Origin of the sequence: Actinobacillus arthritidis, from assembly GCF_029774155.1 — a bacterium.
Taxonomy (GTDB): Bacteria; Pseudomonadota; Gammaproteobacteria; order Enterobacterales; family Pasteurellaceae; genus Actinobacillus; species Actinobacillus arthritidis.
The window spans coordinates 1,300,828-1,317,978 of the sequence record NZ_CP103833.1; the positions used below are offsets into that span (position 1 = coordinate 1,300,828).

At 37.3% G+C, this 17,151-nt stretch carries 11 protein-coding genes and 2 pseudogenes; 7 read left to right on the top strand and 6 right to left on the bottom strand.

Going from position 1 to position 17,151, the window contains the following annotated elements; genetic code table 11:
• The first annotated feature begins 57 nt into the window (after positions 1 to 57).
• The 6 genes from NYR89_RS05975 (at position 58) to gorA (ending at position 6,998) form a co-directional block, all read left to right on the top strand.
• A complete protein-coding gene (locus tag NYR89_RS05975; RefSeq protein WP_279445111.1) occupies positions 58 to 726 on the top strand; it encodes a response regulator in 669 nt (222 codons plus the stop codon).
• Positions 727 to 734: 8 nt separating this feature from the next.
• Positions 735 to 2,024, top strand: coding sequence for an ATP-binding protein (locus tag NYR89_RS05980; RefSeq protein ID WP_279445112.1), 1,290 nt, complete (start codon positions 735 to 737; stop codon positions 2,022 to 2,024).
• A 455-nt stretch (positions 2,025 to 2,479) separates the two neighbouring features.
• The gene (locus NYR89_RS05985; RefSeq protein WP_279445113.1) at positions 2,480 to 4,126 is read left to right on the top strand and encodes a phosphoethanolamine transferase; all 1,647 of its coding nucleotides are present in this window, start codon (positions 2,480 to 2,482) and stop codon (positions 4,124 to 4,126) included.
• A gap of 159 nt (positions 4,127 to 4,285) precedes the next feature.
• Positions 4,286 to 4,924: a nitroreductase family protein gene (locus NYR89_RS05990; RefSeq protein WP_279445114.1), complete on the top strand. Its 639-nt coding sequence runs from the start codon at positions 4,286 to 4,288 to the stop codon at positions 4,922 to 4,924.
• A gap of 101 nt (positions 4,925 to 5,025) precedes the next feature.
• Entirely contained in the window at positions 5,026 to 5,544 is a 519-nt protein-coding gene (locus tag NYR89_RS05995) for a TIGR00645 family protein (RefSeq protein WP_279445115.1), read from the top strand.
• A gap of 83 nt (positions 5,545 to 5,627) precedes the next feature.
• The gene (gorA, locus tag NYR89_RS06000; RefSeq protein ID WP_279445116.1) at positions 5,628 to 6,998 is read left to right on the top strand and encodes a glutathione-disulfide reductase; all 1,371 of its coding nucleotides are present in this window, start codon (positions 5,628 to 5,630) and stop codon (positions 6,996 to 6,998) included.
• Between the two features lie 62 nt (positions 6,999 to 7,060).
• Here gorA and NYR89_RS06005 read toward each other — a convergent pair whose 3' ends face one another.
• The 6 genes and pseudogenes from NYR89_RS06005 to malE form a co-directional block, all read right to left on the bottom strand.
• Positions 7,061 to 7,855 (bottom strand): TatD family hydrolase, encoded by a 795-nt coding sequence (locus tag NYR89_RS06005; protein ID WP_279445117.1) that lies wholly within the window; start codon positions 7,853 to 7,855, stop codon positions 7,061 to 7,063.
• Positions 7,856 to 7,921: 66 nt separating this feature from the next.
• Entirely contained in the window at positions 7,922 to 9,508 is a 1,587-nt protein-coding gene (locus NYR89_RS06010; protein WP_279445118.1) for a carbon starvation CstA family protein, read from the bottom strand.
• Positions 9,509 to 9,724: 216 nt separating this feature from the next.
• A complete protein-coding gene (malQ, locus tag NYR89_RS06015) occupies positions 9,725 to 11,740 on the bottom strand; it encodes a 4-alpha-glucanotransferase (RefSeq protein ID WP_279445119.1) in 2,016 nt (671 codons plus the stop codon).
• Positions 11,741 to 11,831: 91 nt separating this feature from the next.
• Positions 11,832 to 12,721, bottom strand: a pseudogene (gene malG, locus NYR89_RS06020) (maltose ABC transporter permease MalG).
• 50 nt (positions 12,722 to 12,771) lie between these two features.
• Positions 12,772 to 14,321, bottom strand: a pseudogene (malF, locus tag NYR89_RS06025) (maltose ABC transporter permease MalF).
• A gap of 112 nt (positions 14,322 to 14,433) precedes the next feature.
• The gene (gene malE, locus NYR89_RS06030; RefSeq protein ID WP_279445120.1) at positions 14,434 to 15,618 is read right to left on the bottom strand and encodes a maltose/maltodextrin ABC transporter substrate-binding protein MalE; all 1,185 of its coding nucleotides are present in this window, start codon (positions 15,616 to 15,618) and stop codon (positions 14,434 to 14,436) included.
• Between the two features lie 368 nt (positions 15,619 to 15,986).
• On the opposite strand from malE, the gene malK reads away from it, so the two are divergent.
• Positions 15,987 to 17,126, top strand: coding sequence for a maltose/maltodextrin ABC transporter ATP-binding protein MalK (gene malK, locus NYR89_RS06035; RefSeq protein ID WP_279445121.1), 1,140 nt, complete (start codon positions 15,987 to 15,989; stop codon positions 17,124 to 17,126).
• The last annotated feature ends 25 nt before the right edge of the window (positions 17,127 to 17,151 follow it).

A 17,151-nucleotide genomic window follows, 5' to 3' on the forward strand; every position in this document is an offset into this window, starting at 1 on the left:
TGGTTTGAGCTTTTTTTTCATTATATAATCACTTTCAATACTAAATAGGGGAATATTATGCGAGTTTTATTAGTTGAAGATGATTCAATGATTGCAAATGTGGTCGAAGATAGCTTGAAAGATAGCGGCTATGCTGTAGATTGGGTCAATAATGGTAATATAGCTGAAATGGCTTTGAGAGATCAGACATATGATATGGTATTGCTAGATTTAGGATTACCCGGACAAGATGGGCTACTCGTGTTACAACATGTCCGTAATCTAAAAAATAGCACACCTATTTTAATTATGACTGCTCGTGATGATATTAGTAGCCGTCTAGCTGGGCTAGATGGTGGTGCGGACGATTATTTGGTCAAGCCTTTTGATTTATCGGAGTTGCATGCCCGAATAAGAGCGATTATCCGCCGCCATAGTGGACAGGTAACACCAAAACTAAGTAATGGGGTGCTAACGCTAGATCCACAAACTTATCAAGTTGATATTACAGGTCAAAATGAATCTGTCTCACTGACCAATAAGGAGTTTGCAATTTTGCAAGCCTTGGTATTACGCCAAGGCATTATTCTTTCTCGATCAGATTTGGAAGACAAGCTTTATGGATGGGGGGAAGAAGTAGAAAGTAATGCAGTAGATTTTCTTATTCATACTATTCGTAAAAAAATTGGTAAAAGCCATATTAAAAATGTGCGTGGTGTGGGCTGGTTAGTACCAAAAGAAAGCTAGGGGAAGTAATGAGAAATTCCATTAAAGCTCAATTGATGTGGGGCATTTCGGCATTGTTGTTTATCACGGCATTATTGAATGCAGGCTATAACTTTTCTGATATTTGGAGAGAAACCAATGAATTACAGGATAGGGTTTTAAGACAGGTAGCGGATTATATAGACCCAAATAAAGCTTATCCTAAACAAAATTCTGACCATAATGATACTCAACTACTGGTACAAACTTCGAAAAGCCCTGATGCAATCTTTGATGTAACAGGTAAACATGAAGATTTTTATGATGCTGAATATCGTGGCGATATGTACCGTTTTTATTTGAAACGAAAGCCGGATGGTTATGTGTTAGTCGCCCAAAATAGCAATTATCGTACCGATTTAGCGATGGATGTAGCGTTAGATAATCTTGTACCATTTGCGATTTTATTACCTCTTACCGTGCTGGCAATTGGATTTTTAGTACATTTTAAAATGCGAACGGTGCAACATATCGCCCAAGAAATTGAGCAACGTCAAGATCTTGATTTAACACCGATTGATACCTTACAAGTTCCAACTGAAATTCAAGGCTTTACCAATGCGATTAATCAACTGTTAGTCAGAACTTTCCATTCGATTGAACAGCAACAGCGATTTATAGCAGATGCGACCCACGAAATGCGTAGTCCGATGACGGCTCTTTCATTGCAGGCTGAACGCCTTTCAGGACAAGGACTGCCAATACAACAAGCGGTGCAAATTGAACAAATTCAACAAAGTATTAAGCGTAACCGTCACTTAATTGAGCAACTACTTTTACTGGCCAAAGCACAGGCAAGCTATGTAAGTTTACAAAAAACGGAAATCAATTCTCAATATTTATTTCGTCAAATTATTGAAAGTTTGCTACCTATTAGCCAGCAAAAAGATCAGGATATTGGTGTGGTAGGTTCGCAAGCGGTGGTTTTTTATGCTCCGGAAATTGATATGTTTACTCTTGTTAAAACTTTGGTTGATAACGCATTACGATATACGCCAGCAGAAAGCCAAATTGATTTAAGCTGTGAAGAACATGATGAATTTGTGATTTTTAGTGTAGAGGATAATGGTAATGGTATTCCATCGGAAATGCAGGAGCGAGTACTTGAGCCATTCTTCCGTATTCTCGGTACAGAACAACAAGGTACAGGGCTTGGTCTAGCAATCGCTGTAAACATAGCTAAACGTTATGGTGGATATCTCGAATTACATGACAGCCAGAAATTCTCAACCGGACTTTTGGTCAAAGTATTCCTGCGTAAATCTTATCTGCAAGCCTAGTCCATTTATAATAACTGTGTTTGCCCAAAATAATTATCTGTGAATGTAATAATTGAATATGGTTGAACACACTCCATATCTACTAATATCATTGATACAATGAGCACATAATTACAAAACGTTAGTAAAATTCGTCCGCTTGCTAATTTTCTGCTAATTTTTCTTGTTTAAGATGTTTTACATCGGAACTGCTAAGCCGATATGTTTTTTTCATAATGATCTTAAAAGCTCAAACTGTTTTAGTTTGGGCTTTTTCATTTTTCAATAGTTTGAATATGTCACTATATTCTTTATCTTTTTAACGATTCTTCCTAATTTTCGCCTAATTTTCCCCCTGTATTATATTAATAATTGGACAAAATAGTTATCAGTGTGCTTATAGCTATTTATCTTTAATACTATGAAATTAAATATCTAACCGTCAATTTTCTCTTTTTTATATAAAGGATAACTCAATGAAATTTAAACGTCCTCAATGGCATTTATCGCAAGTTAGTCTTATCGCTCTTGTTTCACTTTATGTTACTGTTGCCTTGAATATCGGTTTTTTCCGAAAAGTTGTCAGTCTCTACCAATTTACAGGAACAAGTGATGATTACTTCATTTACACCATGCCGTTAGTGCTTTTTGTCGCCTTAAATATTGTACTAAACCTACTTTCTCTTCCATTTATACATAAAGTGATTGTACCGTTACTTATTCTATTAAGTGCGGCGGTAAGCTATAACTCATTGTTTTTCAATGTCTATTTTGACCGTGATATGCTCACTAATGTATTACAAACCAACCCTGCTGAAAGCCTGCGAATGATGACACCAAGCTATCTTGTGTGGATTTTCTTCCTTGGTATTGTGCCTGCACTCGCTTATCTTAACGTGAGAATCGCTTACCAAGCTTGGTGGAAAGAAATTTCCCTCAGAATTGGAGTGATTTTTACTGCATCGCTAATGATTTTTGCAGTTGCCAGCCAGTTTTACCAAGATTACGCTTCGTTTTTCCGTAATAACAAATATTTGCCTCATTTGATTGTGCCGTCTAATTTTGTTGTCGCCAGTGTGAGTAAAATCAAACATAGTCGAATAGAAAATCGTCCATTCGAGAAATTAGCAGAAAACGTTAAAATGGAAAAACCTGATCGCTATCGCCATGTGACTGTCATTGTGCTAGGTGAAACAACCCGTGCGATGAATTGGGGACTAAATGGTTACGCACGTCAGACTACACCGAAAATGGCGACCCGTCTTGCAAGCGGTGAGAATTTGATTAATTTTAGTAATGTCAGCAGTTGTGGAACTGCTACAGCTATTTCCGTACCGTGCTTGTTTTCATCAATGACACGAGAGCAGTACGATGAAGTTACTGCTAAAAATCAAGATAATTTACTTGATATTTTGAGTCGTGCAGGTGTTAATGTGGTGTGGATTGAAAATAATAGCGATAGCAAAGGTGTGGCTAATCGAGTTAAAGAAATTAATACTTTTAATGGTAACGCTTCCTCACTTTGTACCAATAGTGAGTGTTTAGATGAAGTGATGTTACCTGAATTGGATAAAGCCTTAGCTGAAAATTCAGACAAAGATACGGTGATAGTATTGCATACGATCGGTAGCCATGGCCCAACTTATTATGAACGCTACACCGAAAACGAACGCCTTTTTACGCCGACTTGTGATACTAATGAAATCAGTAAATGTAGTAATGAAGAATTGGTAAACACTTATGACAACGGTATTGTTTATTTAGATAAGTTTCTTGATCAAGTCATTCAACGCTTAGACAGACGAGATGATTGGGAAAGTACAGTATATTATTTTTCCGATCATGGCGAATCATTAGGTGAAAACGATATTTATTTACATAGCACGCCATACTCTCTTGCACCAAAAGAACAAACCAAAATTCCGATGATGATTTGGTTCTCAAAATCTTGGAAAAAAAATGAGCCATTTGATTTAGACTGCATTAAACGTAATGCAGATAAGCCTTATTCACACGATAACGTATTCCATACGGTATTTAGTTTGTTAGATATTGATATGAGTAAACACAGTTTGCCAATATATGATATTTCTCTTGATATTGTCGGTCGTTGTCACCGTTAAACAAGATTGAGTGGATTTTGTGGTTTTTTTATCAAATTTAACCGCTTATTGGCTTTTTTGATCTAGTTCATAAAAAGTTTTAAATACCTCATTTAGACTATTTCGCTTTATCTGTGCTAAACGTACACTGAAACAAATAATTTATAAAAGGAATGAAGAATGGAACTTAAAAACGTTATTGAGCAACGTAAAACGATTAAAGTGTTTAATCCTAATGTGAAAATTGACCGCCAAGAATTACAAGAAATGCTGAGTTTGGCACAACTTGCTCCTTCTAAAGCAAATTTACAACCATGGCGTTTTGTGGTGGTAGATGATATGGAGCAAAAAAGTAAATTACTTGGCTCGGTGGCATTTAATGCACCGCCGTGTGAAACCGCTTCTGCAGTCATTCTAGTTTTGGCGGATTTACAATATCAATTATTACTTGATGATATTTTAGATCGTTCTATTGAAACCGGTTGTTTACATCAACAATTTAAACAACGTTCACTCGATTTTCTTCTTAGTGTACATAATGCTTCAACTGAGCAGGACATTCGTGACCAAGTGATTACGGATACCAGTTTGGCGGCAATGCAATTAATGCTGATTGCAAAAGATAAAGGCTATGATACTCACGCAATAGGGGTATTTGATCGCCTAGCCGTATTGTCGGCTTTAGACGTAGATGCGGCCCGTTATTTACCGGTTATGTTATTAGCGATTGGTAAAGCGGCAACCGCTTCGTTACCAAGTAGCCGCTTACCGCTGGAATATACGGTTTCTTGGAATAATGGACAAGGATTTAAGAAGTAATTGTAAGATTTGTTAAACAAGCGGTCTGATTTCTTAAAACTTTTGCAAAAAGTTGTTAAAATTAGACCGCTTTTTTATTGTTATTTTATATTTGAGGATGTATGCAACCTGTTAATAATTCGATTTTAAGTAAGATTATTTTTGCCAGCCGTTGGCTACAAGTGCCGATTTATTTAGGTTTAATCATTGTGCAAGGTATCTACGCTTATAAGTTTATGAAATCACTCTACAACTTAATTGTGAACCTTGGTGTGATGGACGAAAATACCATTATGTTGACGGTATTAAATCTCATTGATGTCGTGATGATTGCTAACTTATTAATTATGGTTATCGTCGGTGGCTATGAAACATTCGTTTCGAGATTAAGAGTAGATGATCATCCGGATCAACCGGAATGGCTTAATCACGTAAATGCTTCAGTATTAAAAGTGAAACTAGGTATGTCAATTATCAGTATTTCATCGATCCATTTATTACAGACCTTTATTAATGCCGGTAATTTGGATGAAAAAACTATGCAATGGCAGGTAATTATTCATGTGACTTTCTTGATTTCAGCGGTTGCAATGGCTTATACCGACAAAATCTCACACTCGGTTACAGCAAAACATCATTAAAGTACCACAATAATTTAATGCATTTTTACAAAAAGCGGTTAGAATTGAACCGCTTTTATTCTTTATTTATGTAGGAAAAGATTATGACTAAACACTATGATTATCTAGCGATTGGTGGCGGTAGTGGTGGTATTGCCTCTATTAATCGTGCGGCAAGTTACGGCAAAAAATGTGCGATTGTAGAAGCAAAACATTTAGGCGGAACTTGCGTTAATGTCGGCTGTGTGCCGAAAAAAGTAATGTTCTACGGTGCGCATATTGCCGAAGCAATTAATAGCTATGCACCGGATTACGGTTTTGATGTCACGCTCAATAACTTTGATTTTGCCAAATTAATCGAAAGCCGTGAGGCGTATATTTCACGTATTCATACTTCATACAATAACGTATTAGCTAAAAATAACGTTGATGTATTGAACGGTTTTGCAAAATTCGTGGACGCAAAAACGGTTGAAGTCTCTTATGCGGACGGCAGTTCTGAGCAAGTTACTGCAGATCATATTTTGATTGCGACCGGCGGTCGCCCATCTATTCCGGCTGTAAAGGGTGCGGAATACGGTATTGATTCGGACGGTTTCTTTGCATTACGTGAAGTACCTAAACGTGTTGCAGTAGTCGGTGCAGGTTATATTGCAGTTGAAATTGCCGGTGTGTTAAACAGTTTAGGTGCTGAAACGCATTTGTTTGTACGCCAGCATGCACCGTTACGTAATCAAGATCCATTAATTGTTGAAACCTTAGTGGAAGTATTAGCACAGGACGGCATTACTTTACATACCCAAGCGATTCCACAAGAAGTCAGTAAAAATGCAGATGGTTCATTCGTGTTAAAATTAGCAGACGGACGTGAAGCAACGGTTGATTGCTTAATTTGGGCAATCGGTCGTGAACCGACGTGTGATAAAATTAATCTGGAAGCAGTTGGTGTAAAAACCAATGCAAAAGGTCAAATTATCGTGGATAAATTCCAAAATACTAATGTACCGAATATTTATGCGGTCGGCGATATTATCGAAGGTGGTATTGAATTAACGCCGGTAGCGGTTGTCGCGGGTCGTCGTTTATCCGAACGTTTATTTAATAATAAACCGAATGAGCATTTGGATTACAATTTAGTACCGACTGTTATTTTTAGCCATCCGCCGATTGGTACGGTTGGTTTAACTGAACCGCAAGCGATTGAACAATATGGTGCGGAAAATGTGAAAGTATATAAATCTTCATTTACCGCCATGTATACCGCAGTCACTCAACATCGCCAACCTTGCCGAATGAAATTAGTCTGTGTCGGTAAAGAACAGAAAGTAGTCGGCTTACACGGCATTGGTTTCGGCGTGGATGAAATGATTCAAGGCTTTGCGGTAGCAATTAAAATGGGAGCGACTAAAGCTGATTTTGATAATACTGTAGCAATTCACCCAACAGGTTCGGAAGAATTTGTAACAATGCGATAGTTTGAATCAAAATAAGAAATAAAAAAACGGATACTTGGGTATCCGTTTTTTTATTTCTAGGATTATTTTTGCCAAAATAGCTTCTCACTCGTATTCCAAATTGTTTCAGCAATTTCTTGCGGAGATTCATTACGTAGCTCACATAACGCTTGGAAACTTACAGCGAGTCGTTCCGGACGATTGGGTTCGCCCTGAAAACCAAAGACCGGCATATCAGGCGAGTCAGTTTCTAATAATAAACTTTCCAAAGGTAATTTACGGATTGCTTCTCTGGTTTTATTCGCTCGTGCATAAGTAATCGTGCCGCCTACACCGATTTTATAGCCTAAATCAACAAAGCGTTTCGCTTGGTCATAACTACCGGCAAAGCCGTGGATCACACCGGTATTGGTCAATTTCGCTTTTTTTAGAAAGACGGAAAGCTGATCATGACTACGGCGAGAATGTAGATTTAGCGGTAATTTAAACCGCTTAGCAAACGCAAGTTGAGCCTCTAAAAACTCACATTGTTTTTGCCAAAGCTCATCAGTACAAAGCTGTTCGACAGCTCTTTCCAAACCGATTTCTGCAATAGCGGTACATTGAGGATCTCGTTGGGCTAATAAGGATTCTAAGTTGTCTAAATCTGCGATTCTATGTTGTTGGATATAAAGCGGATGAAGCCCTAACCCATAAACTAAATTATCCGGCATTTGCTTGGCACAAGCGATCACTTTTGCAAAATTTTCTGCAAAGACGGATACAATCAAAATGCGTGTTACCTTTGAATATTCAGCGTTTTTAACGAGTTGAGAAACGGGAAAATTAAGGCTTTCAGAAACATAATCTAAATGAGTGTGAGTATCAAAGAATTGCATATAAGAGAATCGTTAAAAAATAAAAAAGCGAGGAAATTTTCCTCGCTTTTAATATGTTAATCAAGATTAGTTTGTTACATAAGCATCTTCATCTCGTTCGCCTAATGGTTTAAGCATGGTGAAGAATAATACGATACAAATCACTGTCGTCGCTAAACCTAAGTAAACTGAAAGTTGATAATCTAAACCGAAACCAATTTTGTTGTAGAATAAATAGGTTGCACATACTGTTGTAATAAACCATGCAGGGATTGAACATACCCAATGGAATTTTTTATAACGATATAAGTATGCCGCCGCAGTCCAAAGCATTACCATTGCTGTCATTTGGTTTGCCCAAGTGAAGTAACGCCATAAGATGCTAAAGTCGATTTTTGATACAACAAAACCTAATGCGAATAATGGTATTGCAATCATTAAACGTTTAGTTAATGAACGTTGGTCAATTTTGAAGATTTCCGCAAGTTGTAAACGTGCCGCACGGAATGCTGTGTCACCTGAAGTAATCGGTAATACTACTACACCTAACACTGCAAAGATACCACCGACAAAGCCTAAGAAGTGTAATGAACTGTCATAAACCACTTTAGATGGTGAACCTGCTGAAATTGCATCTTGTAATGCTTGTGGGTTTTCATAGAATGCAAGACCCACCATACACCATACTAATGCGATAACACCTTCGGTAATCATTGCACCGTAGAAAATGAAACGACCTTCGCTTTCATTTTCTGCACAACGTGCCATTAACGGAGTTTGTGTTGCGTGGAAGCCAGATAATGCACCACAAGAAATGGTTAAGAATAATAAAGGCCAAATCGGAACATCACCTTTGACTTGGAAGTTTTGAGTAAATTTGTCCCAAGTTAAACCTTGACCATCCGCATTAATCGTACGGAAAAATTCGATTGGATCAGTTGCACTAAAGTGAGCAGTGATTAAACCGTATACCATACCTACCGACATAAATAGTAATAATGCACCGAAGAATGGGTAGATTCGACCAATGATTTTATCAATAGGAAGTAATGTTGCTAAAATATAGTATGCGAAAATGATGAGTGTCCATACGGAAATCACAGTCGCTTTATCCATACCCCAAACGGTAATGCCGCCAGCTTCAACTGCTTGGTGAATCGCTTCTGCATCATTTAATTGTAATGTACCGCCACTAGCGCCGAATACATCCATCGTAATGGTTGCCATTAACTGAGCTGGACTTGCAACGAATACCACGCCGACTAATAATAGAAGAATTAATGCCATTACGTTGATAAATACTTTAACTGGGCGACCTAAGAATTTACCTGCTAAAGCTGGCATTGTCGCACCGCCGTTACGGATACTTAACATACCGCAGAAGTAATCATGTACCGCACCGGCAAAGATGCAACCGATTACGATCCAAAGCATTGCTACCGGCCCGTATAACGCACCGAGAATAGGACCAAAAATCGGACCTGTACCGGCAATATTTAATAACTGGATCAGCCAAATTTTTGTTTTTGACATCGGCATATAGTCAACACCGTCATTCATAGAATAAGCAGGCGTCGTTTTTTTCGGGTTAATCACGAAAATTTTTTCGATGATTTTACCATAGACAAAGTAGCCAAGTACGAGGACTGCCACACAAAAGAAAAACCACAACATAGAAGGTAACCTTATAAATTTAAGTTTGGAATCATAAATAGCCAAAAGGCGTTATATTTTAGTAAGATACGTGAATAAAGTAAATTAAGTTCGTTAGTATAAATGGGTATTTATGTAAGAAATGTGAATAACTTCAAATTTTTTGTACAATGTTGCTACTTTTATTGCATAAAAACAGCCACAATTTCTTGTGGCTGTTTTTCTATGTTGATACGTTTACTTGTTACGCTTATGTTCAAATGTATCAAGTAATGTCTGAATTTTCTCATTAGAGAAGATTTCTGTAAGAGAATGACTTAATTTTCTACGCCAGTTTGGATATTCTCCACTTGTTCCGGGAATATTGACCGGTTCTAACATATTTAGCCAATCTTCCGGTTGCGTACCAAATAATGCACTATTCGTATCAGCGACATAGCTTTGTAATTGATGTGGAAAATCAATTGTCACACCGGCACTATCCGGTTCTAAATATTGAACGGCTTCTACTGCTTTGCGAATATTTTCTTTATTAAAATGGCGAGACTGTTTTAATATATTTAATATTTTTTCACTTGGATAGACACCGAATTTTTCTCCTAACTCAAAATCATATCCTTTCCAATAACCTTGTATCGTTGGTAAATCATGTGTACTTAATGTGGTCATTGCTTGATATGGGTAATTCGCTAATGGTTTACTACCATGTTGATCCCATTCAAAATAGAAAATGTTGTAAGCGAGAATACCTTTATCTTCTAATTTTTGTAGCATACCTTTCGGTACGGTTCCGAGAGCTTCAGCAATAATTAAGCATTGGTTACGTTGGCTTTCTAAGGCAAGAATCGCTAATAAATCATCTAATGGATAACGTACATAAGCCCCGTTTTTGGCTGAATCGCCTTTTGCTACCCACCACATACGTGCAAAACCAAGAATATGATCGATCCGTAATGCACCACAATCTTGCATATTGGCACGTAATAAATCAATAAATGGTTGATATCCTCTCGCTTGTAATACTTCCGGATGCATTGGCGAAAGTCCCCAATTTTGTCCGTTAGGTCCCATAATATCCGGTGGTGCTCCAACAGAAGCGTCTAGCACGAATAATTCTTTATCCGCCCACGTTTCAGCTCCGTTGTCTGCGACACCAACTGCAAGATCTCGATAAAAACCGATTGGCATATTTAATGATTTAGCTAGCTGGTTACATTCTTTAAGTTGTTGTTGTGCAACAAATTGTAACCACATATAAAAATGAACTAATTCCTTATGTTCCGCTTGGAAAGCACATACCGCATCGGAGTGGTAATCTTGATATTCGCTTGCCCAGTAATTCCAACCCCATTGTTCACTATATTGATCAGATAACCATTGATGAAGTGCATCGAACGTACCTTGAATTTTGAGTGATTCGCCGTTTTGCAGGATAAATTGTTCAAAATCGGTTTGATCTTGAGTGAGGAAATATTTAAACGCCAAGCGTAAGCCATGTAATTTTAAACGTATAACTTGTGCGTAATCGACATAATCTTTTCCTCTGGCTTCACCTAATAACCATTTGGTTTCATCAGAATGGAACCACGCTTGTGCTTCTGCAGATTGTTGGAATGATTCGACCGCATTTACGTCAATATAGATAATATTCTGCCATAAACGAGAAGAGGGGCTATAAGGGCTTGCTCCTTCAGGATTAGATGGGAAAAGTGCGTGAATTGGATTTAAACCAATAAAATCACCACCTTTTGCGGCAATATTCGTTAAAAATGTTTTTAAATCGCTAAAATCGCCTACACCCCAGTTATGCTCGGAACGCAAAGTATAGAGTTGTAAAATCGCACCCCATAATTTTTGTTTCAGTTCTAATTCTTTTGGTTGATAAGCAGTTTGAGGCGTAATAATAATACGACAGCTTAACGAGAGTTTTCCTTCAAGTTGTAACTGATGATAGCCCAACGGCAGATCGGCAGGAAGATTAATCGTATTACGTTTAACTTTACCACAAATTTGTTCGCCGTTTTCTAATTGAAGTTGCCAGCGAGCTTGTAAATATTTGTTACTGTTTGCAATATTTAGTCGAATATAGACCGCTTGTCCGGCAGTTGTCACTTTTACAGGTGGTAAAATTTGGTGACTTTTAGGCGAACCTAAGCGCTTCGCAATTTTGCGATAAACCTCTTTTGTTGCATAACAACGGCGACCGTATTCATCAAAAAAATAAGGATTAAGGTATGGGTGGAGCGATTTCATTGTGATCTTCCTTTTATAACTTTAGAGGGGTAGCTCATAAGCGATTATTTTTTACTTATTTTTGTAAAGCAGAGGGTAAACCCTCCAGCTTTTATCCTTTTACGCCACCGGCAGTTAATCCACCGACTAGCCAACGTTGTGCTAATAAGAAGACAAGCGTGATTGGAATAGCAGATAAGATAGCGGCGATAGCAAAGTCACCCCAAAGGTAGTTTTGTGGGTGTAAATACTGTTGCATACCTACAGCAAGTGTGTAGTTATCAACATCTCGTAGTAAGAGTGAAGCAACAGGTACTTCAATAATGCTTGAGATAAATGAGAGAATAAATACAACTGCTAGAATCGGTACGGAAAGTGGAAGCAAAATTAAACGGAATGTTTGCCATGGACTTGCACCATCAAGTGCTTTGCTTCTTCGAGAGATTTATCAATGGTTTCAAAATAACCTTTAATGGTCCAAACGTGCATAGCGATACCGCCTAAGTAAGCAAATATGACACCACCGTGTGTATTTAATCCAAGGAACGGCACATAATCACTTAAACGATCAAATAAAGCATATAACGCTACTAATGAAAGAACAGCCGGAAACATTTGGAAAATTAACATTGATTTCAGGAGTAAACTTTTACCGGCAAAGCGTAAGCGTGCAAAAGCATATCTTGCAGTTGTAGAAAGTGCTAATGTAATTACCGCCGTAATACTTGCGACCTTAACTGAATTCCATAACCAAAGTAAAACAGGGAATGGTGGTGGAGTAGTAGTACCGTCTGTATGAGTAACGCTAATACCGAGAGCAAGTTTCCAGTGTTCAAGTGAGATTTCACTTGGAATCAATTCACCAATCGCCAAGTTACCTGGACGCAATGAAATACCAATAATCATCAGCATTGGAAATAAAATTAACGCACAAAAAATAATGAGAAAAAGATGCGTTGAAAATAAACGCAATTTCATTGATTTAGGTTGAACAATAGCCATAATTTATATCCTCGTTTTCCCCCCTCAACATACGGAGGGGGTGTCTTTGGTTAATCTTGTGATAATTTTGTCATTCTGATTTGGAATAATGCTAATCCACTCACCAACAAGAAGATGATAACTGCGATTGCAGCACTAAACCAAAGTCTTGTGTACCGCTACCTTCAAATGCAATACGATAGGTATAACTAACCAGTAAATCGGTATGACCTGCCGGTGTTGTTGTGCCGACCATATTTGGACCGCCGTTAGTTAATAACTGAATTAATACAAAGTTATTAAAATTAAAAGCAAAACTTGCAATCATTAACGGCATAAGTGGTTTTACTAATAATGGCATAGTAATTTTTGTAAAATTCTGCCATACGGTTGAACCGTCAATTGCTGAAGCCTCATATAAATCGTGTGGAATGGCTTTAAGTAAACCCATACATACAATCATCATATACGGATAACCTAACCAAGTATTCACAATAAGTAACATTGCTTTAGCTAAGAAAGGATCGTTAAACCATTCAGGGCGGATACCAAATAATTGATTGAGTATTAAGTTGATTTCACCAAAACTTTGATTGAATAATCCTTTAAATACCAAGATTGAAATAAAGCCCGGTACAGCATAAGGTAATATTAATAATAATCGATAGACAGCTTTACCTTTTAATGCGTCCCATTGTACGAGAGCCGCAAAGATCATTCCGAGTAAAGTAGTAAAAATAACCGTTAATAGTGCAAATACAACTGTCCAAATAAAGATTTTAATGAATGGCTCTTGTACACCGTCATCAGTTAATATTTTGACAAAATTATGCCAACCTGTCGTGACGGTATAACCCGGTTCTAATCTACTCTCTATAAAATTATTTTGTTCATCTATTTTTTGGAAGAAACCGATCTCATCATTTGCTTTATAGCGTTCCTTCGTTTCATTATTTGTTAAAATTTCATTGTTTTCATCATAAGTATAACGAGATTTTTGCTCTGCAAATTGGCGTAGAGAACTCATTGTGAGTCTTTGCTCAGTAGGAAGAACAAGATTCACGGATTGCAATTTTTGGCGATTTTGTGTAATCGCTTTTAATGGAGCAATATTATCTGATGGAAATTGTTCCACCTCATTTAATTTGATCTCGGTTTCTAAATCATTTAATGCAAGCGGTTCGGAAAGATAATTTTTTTGCGATTCTTTACTTGTTAATGCGATTCGGTATTGGTTATTATCAGATTCAAGCAGTTTGAAATCTAAACGTTCACCGGTCGCATAGGTTTGACTTTGTAATTGTCGGAGAACTTGTTCAAAATTCAATTGATTTGAACCGCTATAATTTGTGAAAGCAATAACAACGGTGCAAATGAGCGGAAATAGAACGAATATTCCCATTGCCGCTACACCGGGATAAACATATCGCCAGTGATAAGTTGATTGGTTAGAGAAAATATAGATACCAGCAGTAACAACTACTAACACAAGTAATGCAAATAAAATTTCGCCTTGGAGATAGATAGTGAAAACAAGATAAAAAGAAAGTAGGTAAAGTAACCCAATAAATAGGCGTTTTGCCCAAGATTGAGAAGGGGTAACGGTGTTGAATGATTGCATAGAATTTCCCCTAAGAATGGAGCAAAAATAGGATGAGATTAAGCTCATCATCTTTGTGAAAAATGATAAAGATAACGGTGGGTCCTAAGACCCACCTGTGAGATGAGAATATTTATTCTTTCTCAATTTTTGCTTGAGCTTCATCAAGTGCGGCTTTTACTGATTGACGACCAGTAGTTGCATTGCCGATAGTCGCTTTTTCTGAATACCAAAAACGACTCATTTGAGGAATATTAGGCATAATTTCACCATTTTCCGCATTTGCCATTGTTGCGGCAATACGTGGATCTTTCGCTAATTTTTCTTGGAAAGATTTAAGTGCAACAGCCCCTAAAGGAACATCTTTGTTTACCGTATCTAAGCCGGCATCAGTTAATAAATGGTTTTCAAGGAATTCTTTCGCTAAGTCTTTATTTGGACTGGAAGCATTAATACCTGCACTTAATACACCCACGAATGGTTTAGATGCTTTGCCATTTAAAGTCGGAAGCACGGCTACACCGTAATTGATTTTGCTTTTCTCAATATTTGACCAAGACCAAGGACCGTTAATTGTTAATGCCGTATTACCTTTATTAAATGCGGCTTCTGCAACAGCATAGTCCATATCTGCACTAATAACTTTATTTTTTACAAGATCAACCACATATTGTAAGCCTTTTTGTGCACCTTCATTATTGACCCCAATATCTTTTACATCATAACCATTTGATGTAACTTTGAAGGCATAAGCGCCTTGGGATGAAATAACCGGCCATGTGAAATACGGTTCTTGTAAATTCCACATAATTGCACTTTTACCTTTTGCTTTTAATTCTTTATCTAATTTTTCAACTTCTTCCCATGTTTTTGGCGGAGTAGGTACTAAATCTTTGTTGTAGATAAGAGAGATAGCTTCCAAGGCAATAGGATAAGCAATTTGTTTGCCGTTATATTTCGTTGCTTCCCAACCGATATCCGAGAGTTTTGCTTTAAATTCTGCACTTGGTTGAATTTCAGCGAGTAAGCCGGTTTGTGCATAACCACCAAAGCGGTCATGAGCATAAATGATAATATCAGGACCATCACCGGTTGATGCAACTTGTGGGAATAATTCTTCAAGTTTACTTGGGTGTTCTACAATCACTTTTACGCCCGTTTCAGCTTCAAATTTTTTACCCACTTCAGCTAAACCGTTATAACCTTTATCGGCGTTAATCCAAACATTTAATTGTCCTTCAACAATTTTAGCATTTACGCCTTGAGCAATACATAATCCTGCTAATACAGCTAATGCGGTTTTAGTTAATTTTTTCATAGGATGTCCCTCAGTTGGTTTTGATATTCAAAAGCTAATAAATTTAGCTATTTTCACGGTAAATAATGAAAAAATTTACTTTGTATTTCATCCTCCCCCTATCTCATCCCCAAGTATTAATTTATTGATTTAGTTCACAGAATTTTTGTAATTACGATATTTTGTGAAATTGATCACGTTTTTCACTAATATTTTTGTGATCAAATTCACAAAAAATAAGAAAAAAACATATCAAAAACATTGTTATAAAAATGAAAAATTTTTTTGAAAGTATGATGTATAAAAAGTGTAAATAGGTAAACTAATGCCAAGTTTCATCAAGTTGTGGATTTCAGAGTCCGAAACTCAAAAATATGAGGGGAAATAAAATGACTGATGTTCGATTGGTTAATGTATGTAAATCCTATGGTAATGTCCATATTTCTAAAGATATTAATTTAGACATTAAAGATGGTGAGTTTGTTGTTTTTGTCGGACCGTCAGGCTGTGGTAAATCTACGGTGCTGAGAATGATAGCCGGATTAGAAGATATTACTTCAGGTGATCTTTTTATTGGTGAAAAAAGGATGAACGATGTACCGCCAGCTGATCGTAATATTGGTATGGTATTCCAATCTTATGCATTATATCCCCATCTTAATGTGGCAGAAAATATGTCATTCGGCTTAAAACTTGCCGGTGCTAAAAAAGAAGAAATCGAACAACGAGTGAATCAAGTTGCGGAAATTTTACAACTTGCCCATTTACTGACACGCAAGCCGAAAGAATTATCGGGTGGTCAACGCCAACGTGTTGCTATCGGTCGTACGTTAGTTTCTCAGCCTGAAGTATTTCTATTAGATGAACCTCTCTCAAACCTTGATGCGGCTTTACGCGTTCAAATGCGTGTCGAGATCTCAAAGTTACATAAAAAACTTGGTAGAACAATGATTTATGTTACTCACGATCAAATCGAAGCAATGACCCTCGCCGATAAAATTGTTGTTTTACAAGCATTGTCTGCCGGCAGTAATCTTTCAACAAATGTTGCTCAAGTCGGTAAACCTTTAGAACTTTATCATTATCCTGCAAATCGCTTTGTCGCAGGTTTTATTGGATCACCTAAGATGAATTTCTTGCCGGTACGCGTGATCGATGTACGTGAGGGAGGGGTAAAAATTGAATTACCGGATTCAACACACTTAAATTTTTGGGTTCCGGTTGAAAGCGACGGTGTGAAAGTCGGAGATAATCTTTCGTTAGGTATTCGTCCGGAACATTTATTACCGAGTGAACAAAGTGAAGTTTCTATTTCCGGTACAGTAAAAGTCGTAGAGCAACTAGGTAATGAAACCCAAGTACATATTGAAATGCCTCCGATTAAACAGAGCCTTGTTTATCGTCAAAATGACATTGTATTAGTAAAAGAAGGTGATGCAATGTCGATTGGTATTAATCCGAATCGTTGTCATCTTTTCCGTGAAGATGGCACTGCGTGTAAACGTTTATTTGTCGAACAAGGCGTATAAATGTTATTAAGGGCTTCCCTTAAAT